Annotated in this window: 13 protein-coding genes; 5 read left to right on the top strand and 8 right to left on the bottom strand. The window is 62.0% G+C overall.

All coding sequences use genetic code 11. The features are described 5' to 3' along the window. Positions 1-31: 31 nt before the first annotated feature. The gene (locus C9E81_RS11100) at positions 32-463 is read right to left on the bottom strand and encodes a winged helix-turn-helix domain-containing protein (RefSeq protein ID WP_341802635.1); all 432 of its coding nucleotides are present in this window, start codon (positions 461-463) and stop codon (positions 32-34) included. 55 nt (positions 464-518) lie between these two features. Between C9E81_RS11100 and C9E81_RS11105 the strand changes: the two genes are divergently transcribed. Further along, complete coding sequence (locus C9E81_RS11105) at positions 519-1,700, top strand: acetyl-CoA C-acyltransferase family protein (RefSeq protein WP_122112369.1); 1,182 nt, start codon at positions 519-521, stop codon at positions 1,698-1,700. A 252-nt stretch (positions 1,701-1,952) separates the two neighbouring features. On the opposite strand, the gene C9E81_RS11110 is transcribed toward C9E81_RS11105, so the two are convergent. The 5 genes from C9E81_RS11110 to C9E81_RS11130 form a co-directional block, all read right to left on the bottom strand. Continuing rightward, complete coding sequence (locus C9E81_RS11110) at positions 1,953-2,555, bottom strand: queuosine precursor transporter (protein WP_122112370.1); 603 nt, start codon at positions 2,553-2,555, stop codon at positions 1,953-1,955. A gap of 99 nt (positions 2,556-2,654) precedes the next feature. After that, a complete protein-coding gene (locus C9E81_RS11115) occupies positions 2,655-3,473 on the bottom strand; it encodes an esterase-like activity of phytase family protein (RefSeq protein ID WP_243698613.1) in 819 nt (272 codons plus the stop codon). Between the two features lie 50 nt (positions 3,474-3,523). Further along, positions 3,524-4,387: a penicillin-insensitive murein endopeptidase gene (gene mepA / locus C9E81_RS11120; RefSeq protein ID WP_122112372.1), complete on the bottom strand. Its 864-nt coding sequence runs from the start codon at positions 4,385-4,387 to the stop codon at positions 3,524-3,526. After that, entirely contained in the window at positions 4,384-5,754 is a 1,371-nt protein-coding gene (locus C9E81_RS11125; protein WP_122112373.1) for an MFS transporter, read from the bottom strand. Before C9E81_RS11125 ends, mepA begins: the two co-directional genes overlap by 4 nt. 46 nt (positions 5,755-5,800) lie before the next feature. Continuing rightward, complete coding sequence (locus C9E81_RS11130; protein ID WP_122112374.1) at positions 5,801-6,361, bottom strand: acyl-CoA thioesterase; 561 nt, start codon at positions 6,359-6,361, stop codon at positions 5,801-5,803. Positions 6,362-6,495: 134 nt separating this feature from the next. Between C9E81_RS11130 and C9E81_RS11135 the strand changes: the two genes are divergently transcribed. Then, entirely contained in the window at positions 6,496-6,789 is a 294-nt protein-coding gene (locus tag C9E81_RS11135) for a YggT family protein (RefSeq protein WP_076527971.1), read from the top strand. Further along, positions 6,789-8,822, top strand: a complete 2,034-nt coding sequence (recQ, locus tag C9E81_RS11140) for a DNA helicase RecQ (protein WP_122112375.1) — start codon at positions 6,789-6,791, stop codon at positions 8,820-8,822. The genes C9E81_RS11135 and recQ overlap by 1 nt, the downstream gene beginning before the upstream one ends. 2 nt (positions 8,823-8,824) lie before the next feature. Here recQ and C9E81_RS11145 read toward each other — a convergent pair whose 3' ends face one another. Both C9E81_RS11145 and C9E81_RS11150 read right to left on the bottom strand, forming a co-directional pair. Continuing rightward, positions 8,825-9,553 (bottom strand): alpha/beta hydrolase, encoded by a 729-nt coding sequence (locus C9E81_RS11145; protein ID WP_122112376.1) that lies wholly within the window; start codon positions 9,551-9,553, stop codon positions 8,825-8,827. A gap of 24 nt (positions 9,554-9,577) precedes the next feature. After that, positions 9,578-10,036 carry a DUF302 domain-containing protein gene (locus C9E81_RS11150; RefSeq protein ID WP_122112377.1) on the bottom strand — a complete coding sequence of 153 codons (459 nt, stop codon included), beginning with the start codon at positions 10,034-10,036 and terminating at the stop codon, positions 9,578-9,580. A gap of 75 nt (positions 10,037-10,111) precedes the next feature. On the opposite strand from C9E81_RS11150, the gene msrP reads away from it, so the two are divergent. Further along, a complete protein-coding gene (msrP, locus tag C9E81_RS11155) occupies positions 10,112-11,008 on the top strand; it encodes a protein-methionine-sulfoxide reductase catalytic subunit MsrP (protein WP_122112378.1) in 897 nt (298 codons plus the stop codon). After that, positions 11,008-11,643, top strand: coding sequence for a protein-methionine-sulfoxide reductase heme-binding subunit MsrQ (locus tag C9E81_RS11160; RefSeq protein WP_122112379.1), 636 nt, complete (start codon positions 11,008-11,010; stop codon positions 11,641-11,643). Before msrP ends, C9E81_RS11160 begins: the two co-directional genes overlap by 1 nt. Positions 11,644-11,817: the final 174 nt, after the last annotated feature.

Consider the following 11,817-nt stretch of genomic DNA (forward strand, 5'->3'; position numbering starts at 1 on the left):
TGCTGTCGGAAACCGGACCTAGGGGGCTCACTTACGGATCGAGGATCAGGCGCTGCAATCCCGCGATTTCTTCCGCGCCTTCACGCAACAGGATGGCTTCCAGTTTTCTGAAGCGGAGCAGAACCTCTTTTCCCGTGTCGGTCAAACGCGCTCCGCCGCCGCCCGTTCCTCCACGGCTGCTATCCACGACTGGCAAGGCGAAGGCGGAATTCATTTCCTCGATCAGCGTCCAGGCGCGCTTATAGCTCATCCCCATCTCGCGCCCCGCCGCCGAGATCGATCCCAACCGGTCGATGAGTTCCAAAAGCCGGGCCTTGCCGGGGCCAAGCGTCAACGGCGCGGCAAATTCCAGTCGCAGTTTCAGGCGGGCGGGGCGGGTTTCGCTCATCCTGTATTTATTGCGACGATTGCGCCTGTCGCGCAAGTGCCGCAACGGCACGGCCTGCTTGCCATGGAATATCATTGCCACGAGGTCTGCGGCTTTTAAGATTACGGGAACGATCTGTGAGGAGAAGCCCATGTCCGCAAATGAAATCGTGATCCTGTCCGGGGCGCGCACCGCCATCGGCACTTTTGGTGGCAGTCTGGCGGCCATCCCGCCGATTGATCTCGCGGCACATGTGACCCGCACCGCGTTGGAACGTGGCGGTGTCGCGCCCGATCGGGTCGGGCATGTCGTTTTCGGCCATGTGCTGAATACCGAGCCGCGCGACATGTATCTCAGCCGTGTTGCCATGCTGGATGCCGGAATCCCGCATACGACTCCGGCAATGAACGTGAATCGCCTCTGCGGCTCTGGTGCGCAGGCCATCGTCTCGGCCACGCAGGTGTTGACACTTGGCGATGCCGATTTCGCCGTGGCGGGTGGTGCTGAAAGCATGAGCAGGGCACCCTATGCCCTGACCTCGGCCCGTTTCGGCGCCAAGATGGGCGATCAGAAGGTGCTGGACATGATGACCGGTGCGCTGACCTGCCCGATGGGCACCGGTCATATGGGCGTGACCGCTGAAAATGTCGCGGCCGAACATGGTATAAGCCGCGCCGAACAGGACGAATTCGCCATGGAATCGCAGCGCCGGGCGGCGGCGGCCATTGCGGCGGGCCATTTCAGTGAGCAAATCGCGCCTTTCGAGATCAAGACCCGCAAGGGCGTGGTCGCGTTCGATACCGACGAGCATCCCAAGGAGACCAGCCTTGAAAAACTGGCGGCGCTGAAACCGGTGTTCCAGAAGGACGGCTCGGTCACGGCAGGCAATGCGAGTGGTATCAATGACGGTGCGGCGGCGCTGGTCCTGGCGCGGGCCGATGCGGCGGAAAGGGTCGGGCTGACCCCGCGCGCCCGGATCCTGGGATATGCCGTGGCCGGGGTGCGGCCGGAGGTGATGGGCATCGGCCCGGTGCCCGCAGTCGAGGCACTGATGCAGCGAACCGGGTTGAAGGGGGATGATTTCGACGTCATAGAATCGAACGAGGCATTTGCCGCGCAGGCGCTGGCGGTGAACAAGGAGCTGGGCCTCGATCCCGCTCGCGTGAATCCGAATGGCGGTGCCATTGCCCTGGGCCATCCGGTTGGTGCAACGGGCGCGATTCTGACCGTGAAAGCGCTTTACGAGTTGGAGCGGATCGCCGGGGACAAGGCGCTGATCACGATGTGTATCGGCGGCGGTCAAGGCATCGCCATCGCGATCGAGCGGGTCTGAGGCGAAAAACTCTGAAAATGGAAACGGGCCGCCCAGATCAGACGGCCCGCGAGATCCACGGAGATGGTCCGGTTAGGGATGGAAATGCGTCCGGTCCCAATCAGGGTTTACGACCCTTGGGGCTGCCCTCAGGCCACGGCCCCCCTGACTGTTCCGACACCTCTCTCCAATATCACTCTCGACACTGGACCACCTCCTTTCAATAAGTTGCCGTTGTATTTGAAAGGGTGCCACAGATCGAGAATCTGTCAATCAAATTTCTTGGGGTATTTGCAACAAATTGCGCACAATGATGCGGAAGGGCACAAGTGCAAGTAGGGCGAGGCCCAATTTGACCAACCAATCGGCAACCGCCAGCGAGACCCAAAGCGGGATTGCCGGGCCCAGCCCTAGCATCGGCACCACCTCGTTCGCCCATCCGGTGTTGGCGTCGGCAGGCAGGAATGCCGCGAAGGCGATGCCGAAAAACAGGGCAGTATCCACTGCCGAGCCGACCAGCGTGGAGGCCAGCGGCGCGACCCACCAGCGGCGACTGCGCAGCCTGTCGAAGATTGCGACATCCAGCAGTTGTGCGGTCAGGAAAGCCGCGCCCGAGCCGATGGCAATGCGCAAGCTGGTCTTGTCCAGTCCGGCGGCGACGAAGGAGCAAGCCACACCCACGGCAAAGCCTGCCAGTACGACGCGCCGCGCCGCCGCCGCGCCATGGACGCGGTTCATCACATCGGTGACCAGAAAGGCGAGGGGATAGGTAAAGGCTCCCCATGTCAGCCAGTCGCCGATGACGAATTGCACGAGGATGTTCGAGGCCACGACGATGGTAGCCATGGCAAGGGTGCCGGGCAGGTAGCGGGTCATGCTGAATTTCCGTTTTACAAGGTAGCGGAACAACTCGGCCCCGTTGCGGGGCAGCAAGGCGCATACGCCCGGGACGCACCGCTTGTCAATGATTTGCTATCACTCGCGCAGCCGGTATTCGACCAGTTCGGTTCGCTGCACGAACAGGAAATTGTCGTCCGAAACCATTGTAAGCCGGATTCCCTGACCGTCATGCCAGACCGAGAGTCCTTCGAGATTATCATACTGCAGTGGGCGGGTTTCCAGCAAGATCTCTTCTTCTGCGACGCCGTTTTCATCCAGGCGGAAACGGCTGACGCGCGATGAAAAGCCCAAAAGCCCCTGAAAACCGCGCTCAAGCAGGTAGAACCAGCCATCCGGCCCGAAATCCGAGCCCACGGGCAACCAATGATCGTTGCGGCGGATGGTGAAAGGCTGATCCCATTTGCCGTCGCGAAAGCGCAGGACCGGGAAAGGCCGGTCCGGCCCCAATGATCGCTCGGGTATGGTGAACAGAGAGCCATCCGCATCGATCGCGAGGGATTCGAAGCCCTGATTGGGCCTGATCTCGGGCAATGCGGGCGGACGCGGCAGAGGTTGGGCGGGCGCATCGGGATTGGGGTGCAGAACCACCCGGTTCAACCCTTCGAAGCTGATCCAGATCCGACCGTCTTCACCGATCGCCAGCCCTTCGCTGTCCCCCAGATATCCCTTGGAAAGCGGCTCACCGCCGCTGGCTTTCAAATTCGCGCGGCCTGCGATGTTCATGTGGCGGATTCGGCCGGCATTGTCACGCTCGATACTGCCCCAGAACAGGTTGGTGCGGTCCGAGACGACATGAAAGCTGCGACCGCCATCGGTGATCTCGATGCCGGAAAAACCGCCGAAACGCGAATCGTCGTCGGTCCAGACGTAAGTGCCTATGTAATCCAGAGTCACGGCCGGCGCAGGGGCGCCGGCCGAGATGAGGATAGCCGTGATGGCCGCTATCAGGGAGCGGCGGCGACGGTGTGGCATTGATTGGGCAATTCGCTCAGCCGGTAGCTGCGTGGATGGCGGTAGTCCGGATCGGGGGGCACGGGTTCGACACGGCTCGGGTCAATCCGGTTCCTGATCCATTCCACCGCTTCGTCGCAGCCATCGCCCGGAGGGGGCGGATCCTGGTCCTGGCAGATAGAGCCCCTGGGGCAGGCGAGCCGGACGTGGAAATGATAGTCATGGCCGTTCAACGGGCGGACCTTGCGCAACCAGCTGCGGTCGCCGCGCTCCATCTGGCACATCGCGACCTTTACGACGGGATCGGTGAAGATGCGCTCGACCCGGGGATCGCGGGCGGCGGCGCGCATGATCGCCATGTGACCCGGATTCCAGTTGCTCGACAACTGGGTGCCGCCACTGGCAACCACCGACACCGACGAAATGCTTTCACGTTGGGCGGGAGTCAGGTTCAGGGAGGACGGTGGCAGCATCCAGATATCCGCATCAAGCCCGATCTGATGGCTGGCATGTCCCGAGATCATCGGCCCGCCGCGCGGCTGGCTGATATCACCGATATAAAGCCCTCTCCAGCCCGCCTGCTGCGCAGCCTGCGACAGGCCGACCAGGAAGCTGATCAGTTCGGGATGTCCCCAGTTGCGGTTGCGCGAAAGGCGCATGGCCTGCCAGCTCGGACCGCTTTCGGGAAGTTGCTGGAAGCCCTGGCCGCAGCCCTTCGAATAGAAGCCGATCGAAACGGCGGGACCTTGCGAGGCGCCACTGAAATGGCCGAATACATCCTTGGCCAAGGGGTCGGCCATGGCCGGGGATACCAGCCCCGCAATCAGGGCCGCTGTGGTTAAGACTTTGCGGATCACTGCTCTGCCTCTCCTTCGGGTTTGACCCAGACTAGCAGAATCAGCGCCAGAAGAAACATCAAGATCAGGGGAGAAATCCCGATGCGCTGATTTCCGGTCAGATCGGTGACTGTGGCGATCAGGAAAGGGGCGAGGAACGCCGTCGCCTTGCCCGATAATGCATATAGGCCGAAACCTTCGGTTGCGCGCTGCTCGGTCGTGTGGCGGACCATCAGGCTGCGGCTGGATGCCTGCAATGCTCCGCCCGCGCCGCCGATAAGGGCGCCGCAGATAAAGAAGATGACGTCGGGCAGACCGAGACTTGCAATCAGCGGCGTGGCGGCAACCGGAATGCCGAACAGGGACTCGCGGCTCATGCCAACCAGGGTGATAGTGACTCCGGTCAGCATCAGGATGCAGGCGATAACGACGGGTTTTGGACCCCATCGTCGATCGGCCCTGCCGCCAAGCCAGCTGATGAGAGAGGCCGAAACCGCGCTGACGACGCCAAAGACACCGGCCAGGAATACCGGCCAGCCCAGCACCGTTCCCGCATAGACACCGCCAAAGCCGTAAAGCGCGTTCAGTGCGTCTCGCGACAGCATCGACGAGACCAGCCAGCTTGCGAGGCTGTGTCGATGACGCAGGCTGCGGATCAGGGTCCAGAGATCGCGAAGGGCGACTCCGATGCGGATGGGGCGGCGAGGGCCGCGCGGTTCCCTGACCCACAGGAAGAAGGGGATCATGAAGAGGATATACCACAGCGCGGTGAACGGGCCGACAAAACGCGTGCCTTCGCGCTGTCCCGGATCGAGACCAAAGAGCGGATCCAGTCCCGCCAGCGTTTTGCCGCCTGGCGTTTCCGCGAACAGTGCCAGCATGACTGCCAGCGAGACCACGCCACCAAGATAGCCGAAGGCGAAGCCCGAGCCGGACAGCCGTCCGATCTCGTCGCGCGGGGCGAGGCCGGGCAGCAGGGCATTGGTGAATATGGTGGCGAACTCAACCCCGATCATGCCGATGCCGAACAGTGTCACCGCACGGATCAGGGCCGGTTGTTCGGGCATCAGGTACCACGAACCGGCCGCGCCCACGACATAGAAGGTCGAGAACAGCCAGATCCATGGCATGCGTTTGCCGGATGTATCGGCGATCGCTCCGAGAATTGGTGCAAGCACCGCGATCACCGCGCCGGTGATCGAGAGGCCGTAACCCCACAATGTCTGCGCATGCGCGCCCGCCAGCGTCGTGCTGTCCCCGAGGGTGATGAAATGGCGCTTGGCGACCTCGGCAAAATAGATCGAGAAGATGAAGGTCACGAGCAGTGTGTGATAGGGCTGGCTGGCCCAATCGAAAAACCACCAGCCCCAGATGCGCTTGCGGTTCATGTGCTGCCCCTCTTCCCTTATGTGCGCCTATAAGGCCCGAGCGTGGTCAGCCTGACAAGTGCCGTTTAGCCTCTTCGGGAAGTTCGGGTGGCCAGGATCTCGCGGCATCCGCCTCGATCCAGGCGGCTACCCAAGCGGGCAGTTCCGGGCTTTCCGGGGGATGGCCGAGCGCGGCGACGACTTCTGATGGCGGCACGATCCCGCTGGCCGAGGTGACGGCGGACCGGATCAGAACCTGGTTACAGCACTCGCCGCCCTTCCACATGGATTGATCCATGTAGATGAAACGGTGATCCCAACCGATCATCCGCGAAACCATCGTGAAGCGGTCGAACATGCGGATGCGGCGGCGATAGCGGGTCGAGTTCCCGGCCACGGTTATGCCCCAGCCTTTCTGCTTCAGGATCGGGATCAATCCGCTGCGCATGGCCAGCGGGATGCGGCCCAGATCATACAATGTCAGTGTCCGGCCGTTGTTCAGCTCGATCCACGGGTCCAGATCCCATGGCCAGCAGATATGCGTCGAGATATGCGGATCGACGGGACCCAAGCCGGGGGCGTTACGATATTTCAACATTTCCTTGGCAAAGCGGATCAGCGGATACATCGGTCATCCCATGTCTGGTTCGGGACAGGGGTGACCCGTGCCCGCGTCATCGTCAAGCGGGACGCTGCGGCAACCGCCTTGCGTGTGGGCGCCCGCAAGGCCATACAGGGCGCAACCGCTATGAAGAGGGGAAGATGGGAACGCTGTACGAAGCCTTGCAATTGATCCTGCAAGTGGTGTGGTTCGTGATGATCGTCCATATCATCATGTCGTGGCTGATCAATTTTCAGGTGCTGAACCTGCGTCAGCCACTGGTCGCGTCGATCTGGGATGGGCTGTCCCGGCTGCTGGAGCCGATCTATCGCCCCATCCGCAATATCCTGCCCAATACCGGCGGGCTGGATCTGGCGCCGCTGGTGCTGTTCGTCATCATCATCATCCTTCAGCGCGCATTGGCCAATAACGCGGGCTTTTTCTACGGAATGTGATGCCGACCGATCTTCTGCGACAGGTTTGGGGCTTTGACGGCTTCCGCCCCGGCCAGCGCGAGATCGTCGAGGCCGTGGCCGGGGGCCATGATGTGCTGGCGATCATGCCGACAGGTGGCGGCAAATCGCTGTGCTATCAGCTGCCCGCCCTGATGCGGGATGGCGTGACCGTGGTAATCTCGCCGCTGATCGCCCTGATGCGCGATCAGGTCCGGGCACTGCGCGAGGCGGGGGTTGCGGCGGGCGCCCTGACCAGCGGCAATACGCAGGAAGAGACCGATGCGGTGTTCCAGGCCCTAGGGCAAGGCGGGCTGAAGATCCTTTACATGGCGCCGGAACGTCTGGCCTCGGGCGGCACGGTGAACCTGTTGCGCCGGGCGGGAGTAACGGCGATTGCCGTGGACGAGGCGCATTGTGTCAGCCAATGGGGGCATGATTTCCGCCCCGATTACCTACGCATCGGGGAATTGAAGCGGGTGCTGGATGTCCCCCTGGCGGCTTTCACCGCCACCGCCGACGCCGAGACGCGGGCCGAGATCGTCAGCCGCCTGTTCGAAGGCAGGCAGCCGACCAGTTTCCTTCGCGGCTTCGACCGCCCCAATATTCGGTTGGCCTTTCAGCCCAAGGACAGCCCGCGCAAGCAGGTCCTGGCCTTCGTCGGGGCCCGGCGGGGGCAATCCGGTATCGTCTATTGCGCCAGCCGCGCCCGGACCGAGACACTGGCGGCCGCGCTGAACGAGGCCGGGCACAGCGCCGTTGCCTATCATGGAGGCATGGAAGCCGGACCCCGCCGCGAGGTCGAGGGCAGGTTTCAGCGAGAGGACGGGCTGATCGTCGTGGCGACGGTGGCTTTCGGCATGGGGATCGACAAGCCGGATATCCGTTGGGTGCTGCACGCCGATCTGCCGAAAAGCATCGAAGCCTATTACCAGGAGATCGGAAGGGCGGGCCGTGACGGCGATCCGGCCGATACGCTGACGCTCTACGGTCCCGACGACATCCGTCTGCGCCGCATGCAGGTGGACGAGGGCCTGGCCGAATCCGCCCGCAAGACCGCCGATCACACCCGGCTGAACGCGCTTCTGGGCCTGGCCGAGGCGACCGGTTGCCGGCGCATGCGGTTGCTGGCCTATTTCGGCGAGGAACTGGCCGAGGATTGCGGCAATTGCGATCTGTGCGAAACCCCGCCCAAGCTGTTCGACGGGACGCAATCGGTGCGCAAGGCTCTGTCGGCGATGCTGCGGACGGGTGAATGGTTCGGCGCGGGGCATCTGATCGATATCCTGACCGGGAACGCGACCGAAAAGATCCGGGGGCGAGGTCATGACCAATTGCCGACTTTCGGTGTCGGGCGGGATCACAGTCGCGGACAATGGCAGGCGATTTTCCGGCAGATGATGGGGCTGGACCTGTGCCGCCCCGATCCCGAGCGCCATGGCGCGCTGCATCTGACCGACGCAGCCCATCCGGTCCTGCGCGGCGAGGAAAGCGTGACCCTGCGCCATGACACTACGCTGCAGGCCAAGAGCGGCACGGTCCTGCGCACGCAGGTCGAGGAAGAGGATGAACCCTTGCTATCCGCGCTCAAAGCCAAGCGCCGGGCGCTGGCCGAGGCCGCCCGCGTTCCCGCCTATGTCATCTTTCCCGACCGGACCCTGATCGAGATGGCCGAACGGCGCCCGCGGAACCTGGACGAGATGGCGCAGGTGAACGGTGTCGGGGCGAAGAAACTGGAAAGCTATGGCCGCGATTTCCTGTCGGTCATCGCCGGGGATCAACCCGAGATGCATCCCCATCGCCGCGCATTGGCAGGACGTCCCGCCGGGGATCTGTTCGACCGTCTGATCGAGGCGCAGAACAAGTTGATGCGTGGAGAGGACGGCACGGAAAAACCGCTGTCATGTTCGACCGCCCAGATCCGTCGCATCGCCGAGGCGCGGCCCGCGGATTCCGCGGCTCTTGCACGGCATCTGGATTCTGCGCGGCTGGAGCGTTTCGGCGAGGCGTTTCTGGGCGAGATTTTCAGCGAGTAGGCTTAGTCCGGGAATATCGCCGCAATGGCTTCGCCGAGCGTCATGTCGTGATCGAACCGCCCTTTGTCCAGGAAAGTCAGGGTCTGGGCGATGACCACCGGGTTATTCATCATGAATGTATGGGTCGCATGCACCACCAGGTGGTCGGTCATGCCGTCGAGCTTCGTGCTTTCCACCGAAACCTTGCCATCATTCGGCCCATCGAAGCTGGTCGACAGGATCGGGTTCACGCTTCGGTCGCCGGCGATGATCCCAAGTTCGTAATCGGCCTTGGGTAATCTGTTCGGCATGCTGTCCGCATCGGTGCCAAGCTGCATTCCCGCGGGGCCGTTCAGATATTCGTAGATCGCGAGATCGCCGTAATCGTCCGTAACCTCCGACCCGTGATTGGGTGGTGCCAACATGACGGTCCTGCCCAGTTTTTCGGGGTGATTGTCGCGCAACCAGCCCCGCACCAATATGCCGCCCATGGAGTGGGTAACGAAATGGAGCCTCTTGTCACCGCATCTGGCAACAGCATCGCCGACATATGCCAAAAGCCGCTCGATCGGCAGGTCGGTCGAGGGATAGGTTTCGCTGACGACCTGATATCCGTCGCGTTCGAGCATATGCTCCATCACCGCCAGTGACGCGTCGGTTCGGGCGAGTCCGTGCAGCAATACGACGCATTCACCGGGCAGGGCGCGAGCGGGTAACAGCAGCAGAACCAGTAAGGCGAGATATCCGTGCATCTGCGATAATGATCACCTGCGGGCCTATTCCAGCATCAGCGCGTCGGCCAGGATGCCGTCAAGCAATTCCTGCACGGGTGCCATCGAACCGACATAGCCGGGATGGCCCACTATGATCTTGCCGGGCGCGTCGGGTGTTTCGTAGAGAAAGATCGAATAGGGGCAGAACTGGATATTCATCGGGTCGATCTCCATCACCTCCCGCGAAACCCTTGCCGAGCAGAATGTGAAGATCTCTGCGTTGCTGTAGATATCCTTGCTGCCGCCGACATCTTCCTTGGTCCGGGCCAGCATTTCGCCCGCATGGCTGCGGGTTTCAATCACCAGCCCCGCATTGATGATCGCATTCTCGACACCGAAGGCGATATCGTCGAATTCGCCTTCGACCTCGTGAACTACCGGCGGAATCACCGGAATGTCATCGGCACTGGCTGTAACGCTCAGTCCCGCCCATACGAAGAGTAAAGCGATTGTGATGCGCATATCGGCCTCCATCAGCGTGACTATGCGATGATGGGTCAGCAAGCCCGGCCGAGCAAGACATATCGGAGAGAGAATATGAAACTTGAATGGTCCGACGTTACCCCCAAGGCCGATTGGCTGAACCGGCGCAGCTTCATCGCCGCGGCGGGCGCCTTTGCAGCAGCGCCGGCATTCGCGTTGAACGGCAAGCCCTCGCCGCTGTCCACGGACGAGAAGCCGAACAGCTTTGAAGAGGTGACGAATTACAACAACTTCTATGAATTTGGCACCGGCAAGGAGGACCCGGCCCGCTATGCCGGCGCGATGACCACGGACCCGTGGTCGGTCGAGATCGGTGGACTGGTCGAACGCCCCGGCAGTTACGGTGTAGAGGATCTGGCCCCCGATAATGCACTGGAAGAGCGAATCTACCGGCTCCGCTGTGTCGAGGCATGGTCGATGGTGATTCCCTGGATCGGCGTGCCGTTGGCCTCGGTGCTGAACAAGGTGGGCGTGCAGCCCTCGGCCAAGTTCGTCGCCTTCGAGACCCTGATGCGCCCCGAGGAAATGCGCGGGCAGAGCTATCCGATTCTCGACTGGCCCTATCGGGAGGGGCTGCGGCTGGACGAGGCGATGCATCCGCTGACGATTCTGGCGACGGGCCTTTATTCCGATCCTATGCCCAAGCAGAACGGTGCGCCTATCCGCCTGGTCGTTCCGTGGAAATACGGGTTCAAGTCGATCAAGTCGATCGTGAGGATCACCCTGACCGACAAGCAGCCGTTCGCGACATGGCAGAACACCGCCCCGTCGGAATACGGCTTCTATGCCAATGTGAACCCCGAGGTGGATCATCCCCGCTGGTCGCAGGCGACTGAGCGCAGGATCGGCTCGGGGCTGTTCGGTGGCCGGCAGGAGACACTGAAATTCAATGGCTATGGCGAACAGGTGGCCTCGCTCTATGCCGGAATGGATCTGGCGAAGAATTACTGATGAAACGACAACTGAACGATGCGCTGCGCCGCGTGCCTGTCTGGGCGGTATGGCTGGGCGGTTTGCTTCCCCTTTGCCTGCTGATCTGGGACATCTTCACGGGGGGGCTTGGGGTCGAGCCGGTCCGCGATGTCGAGCATCGGCTGGGCCGCACCGCATTGTATTTCCTGATCGCGAGCCTGGCGGTAACGCCGCTTTTGCGAATCGCGGGAATCAGCCTGATGAAGTTTCGTCGGGCACTCGGACTGCTGTGCTTCACCTATGCGGGACTGCACCTGCTCAGCTGGGCGACGATGGATATGGCGCTCTTGTGGTCGCAGATGGCGAAAGATGTGGTCAAGCGGCCCTATCTGCTTTTCGGGATGTCGGCACTGCTGCTGTTGCTGCCGCTGGCGATCACCTCGAACAACCTGTCGATCCGGCGTATGGGCGGGCAGGCATGGCGAAGCCTGCACAAGCTGGTCTATATCGCCGCCCCGCTGGTTGCGCTGCACTGGATCTGGGCGCTCAAGACGTTCCCGGTCACGCCCGGTTTCTGGCTGATCGTGATTCTGGGGCTTCTTGGTTTGCGAGTCGCGATTCCCCGGCCTCTCGGACGGGCAAGATCGAAGGGAAGCTTAAAAGAAACCATTTAAAACAGAGTGTTGTTAAAAATATGGCGCTTCTGTGAAAATTTCTGCCTTTTCCCACTTGCGCGCATTTGCGGTAATCCGTAGATACCGCTTCACCGAAGGCGGGGACGCTTGAGGTGCCGGGTCGGCCGAGAGAGAGGCCGGTTTGGAAGCTAATTCGGGAATGAACGACCGGCA

The organism is Paracoccus alkanivorans, assembly GCF_003697785.1.
GTDB classification, from domain to species: domain Bacteria; phylum Pseudomonadota; class Alphaproteobacteria; order Rhodobacterales; family Rhodobacteraceae; genus Paracoccus; species Paracoccus alkanivorans.

What these genes read in the sequence shown, in the direction of transcription:
- C9E81_RS11105 (WP_122112369.1), top strand. Translation starts at nt 519, where the DNA reads ATGTCCGCAAATGAAATCGTGATCCTGTCCGGGGCGCGCACCGCCATC.
- C9E81_RS11100 (WP_341802635.1), bottom strand. Translation starts at nt 463, where the DNA reads ATGATATTCCATGGCAAGCAGGCCGTGCCGTTGCGGCACTTGCGCGAC.
- C9E81_RS11125 (WP_122112373.1), bottom strand. Translation starts at nt 5,754, where the DNA reads ATGAACCGCAAGCGCATCTGGGGCTGGTGGTTTTTCGATTGGGCCAGC.
- C9E81_RS11145 (WP_122112376.1), bottom strand. Translation starts at nt 9,553, where the DNA reads ATGCACGGATATCTCGCCTTACTGGTTCTGCTGCTGTTACCCGCTCGC.
- C9E81_RS11160 (WP_122112379.1), top strand. Translation starts at nt 11,008, where the DNA reads ATGAAACGACAACTGAACGATGCGCTGCGCCGCGTGCCTGTCTGGGCG.
- C9E81_RS11135 (WP_076527971.1), top strand. Translation starts at nt 6,496, where the DNA reads ATGGGAACGCTGTACGAAGCCTTGCAATTGATCCTGCAAGTGGTGTGG.
- C9E81_RS11150 (WP_122112377.1), bottom strand. Translation starts at nt 10,036, where the DNA reads ATGCGCATCACAATCGCTTTACTCTTCGTATGGGCGGGACTGAGCGTT.
- C9E81_RS11130 (WP_122112374.1), bottom strand. Translation starts at nt 6,361, where the DNA reads ATGTATCCGCTGATCCGCTTTGCCAAGGAAATGTTGAAATATCGTAAC.
- msrP (WP_122112378.1), top strand. Translation starts at nt 10,112, where the DNA reads ATGAAACTTGAATGGTCCGACGTTACCCCCAAGGCCGATTGGCTGAAC.
- C9E81_RS11110 (WP_122112370.1), bottom strand. Translation starts at nt 2,555, where the DNA reads ATGACCCGCTACCTGCCCGGCACCCTTGCCATGGCTACCATCGTCGTG.
- recQ (WP_122112375.1), top strand. Translation starts at nt 6,789, where the DNA reads ATGCCGACCGATCTTCTGCGACAGGTTTGGGGCTTTGACGGCTTCCGC.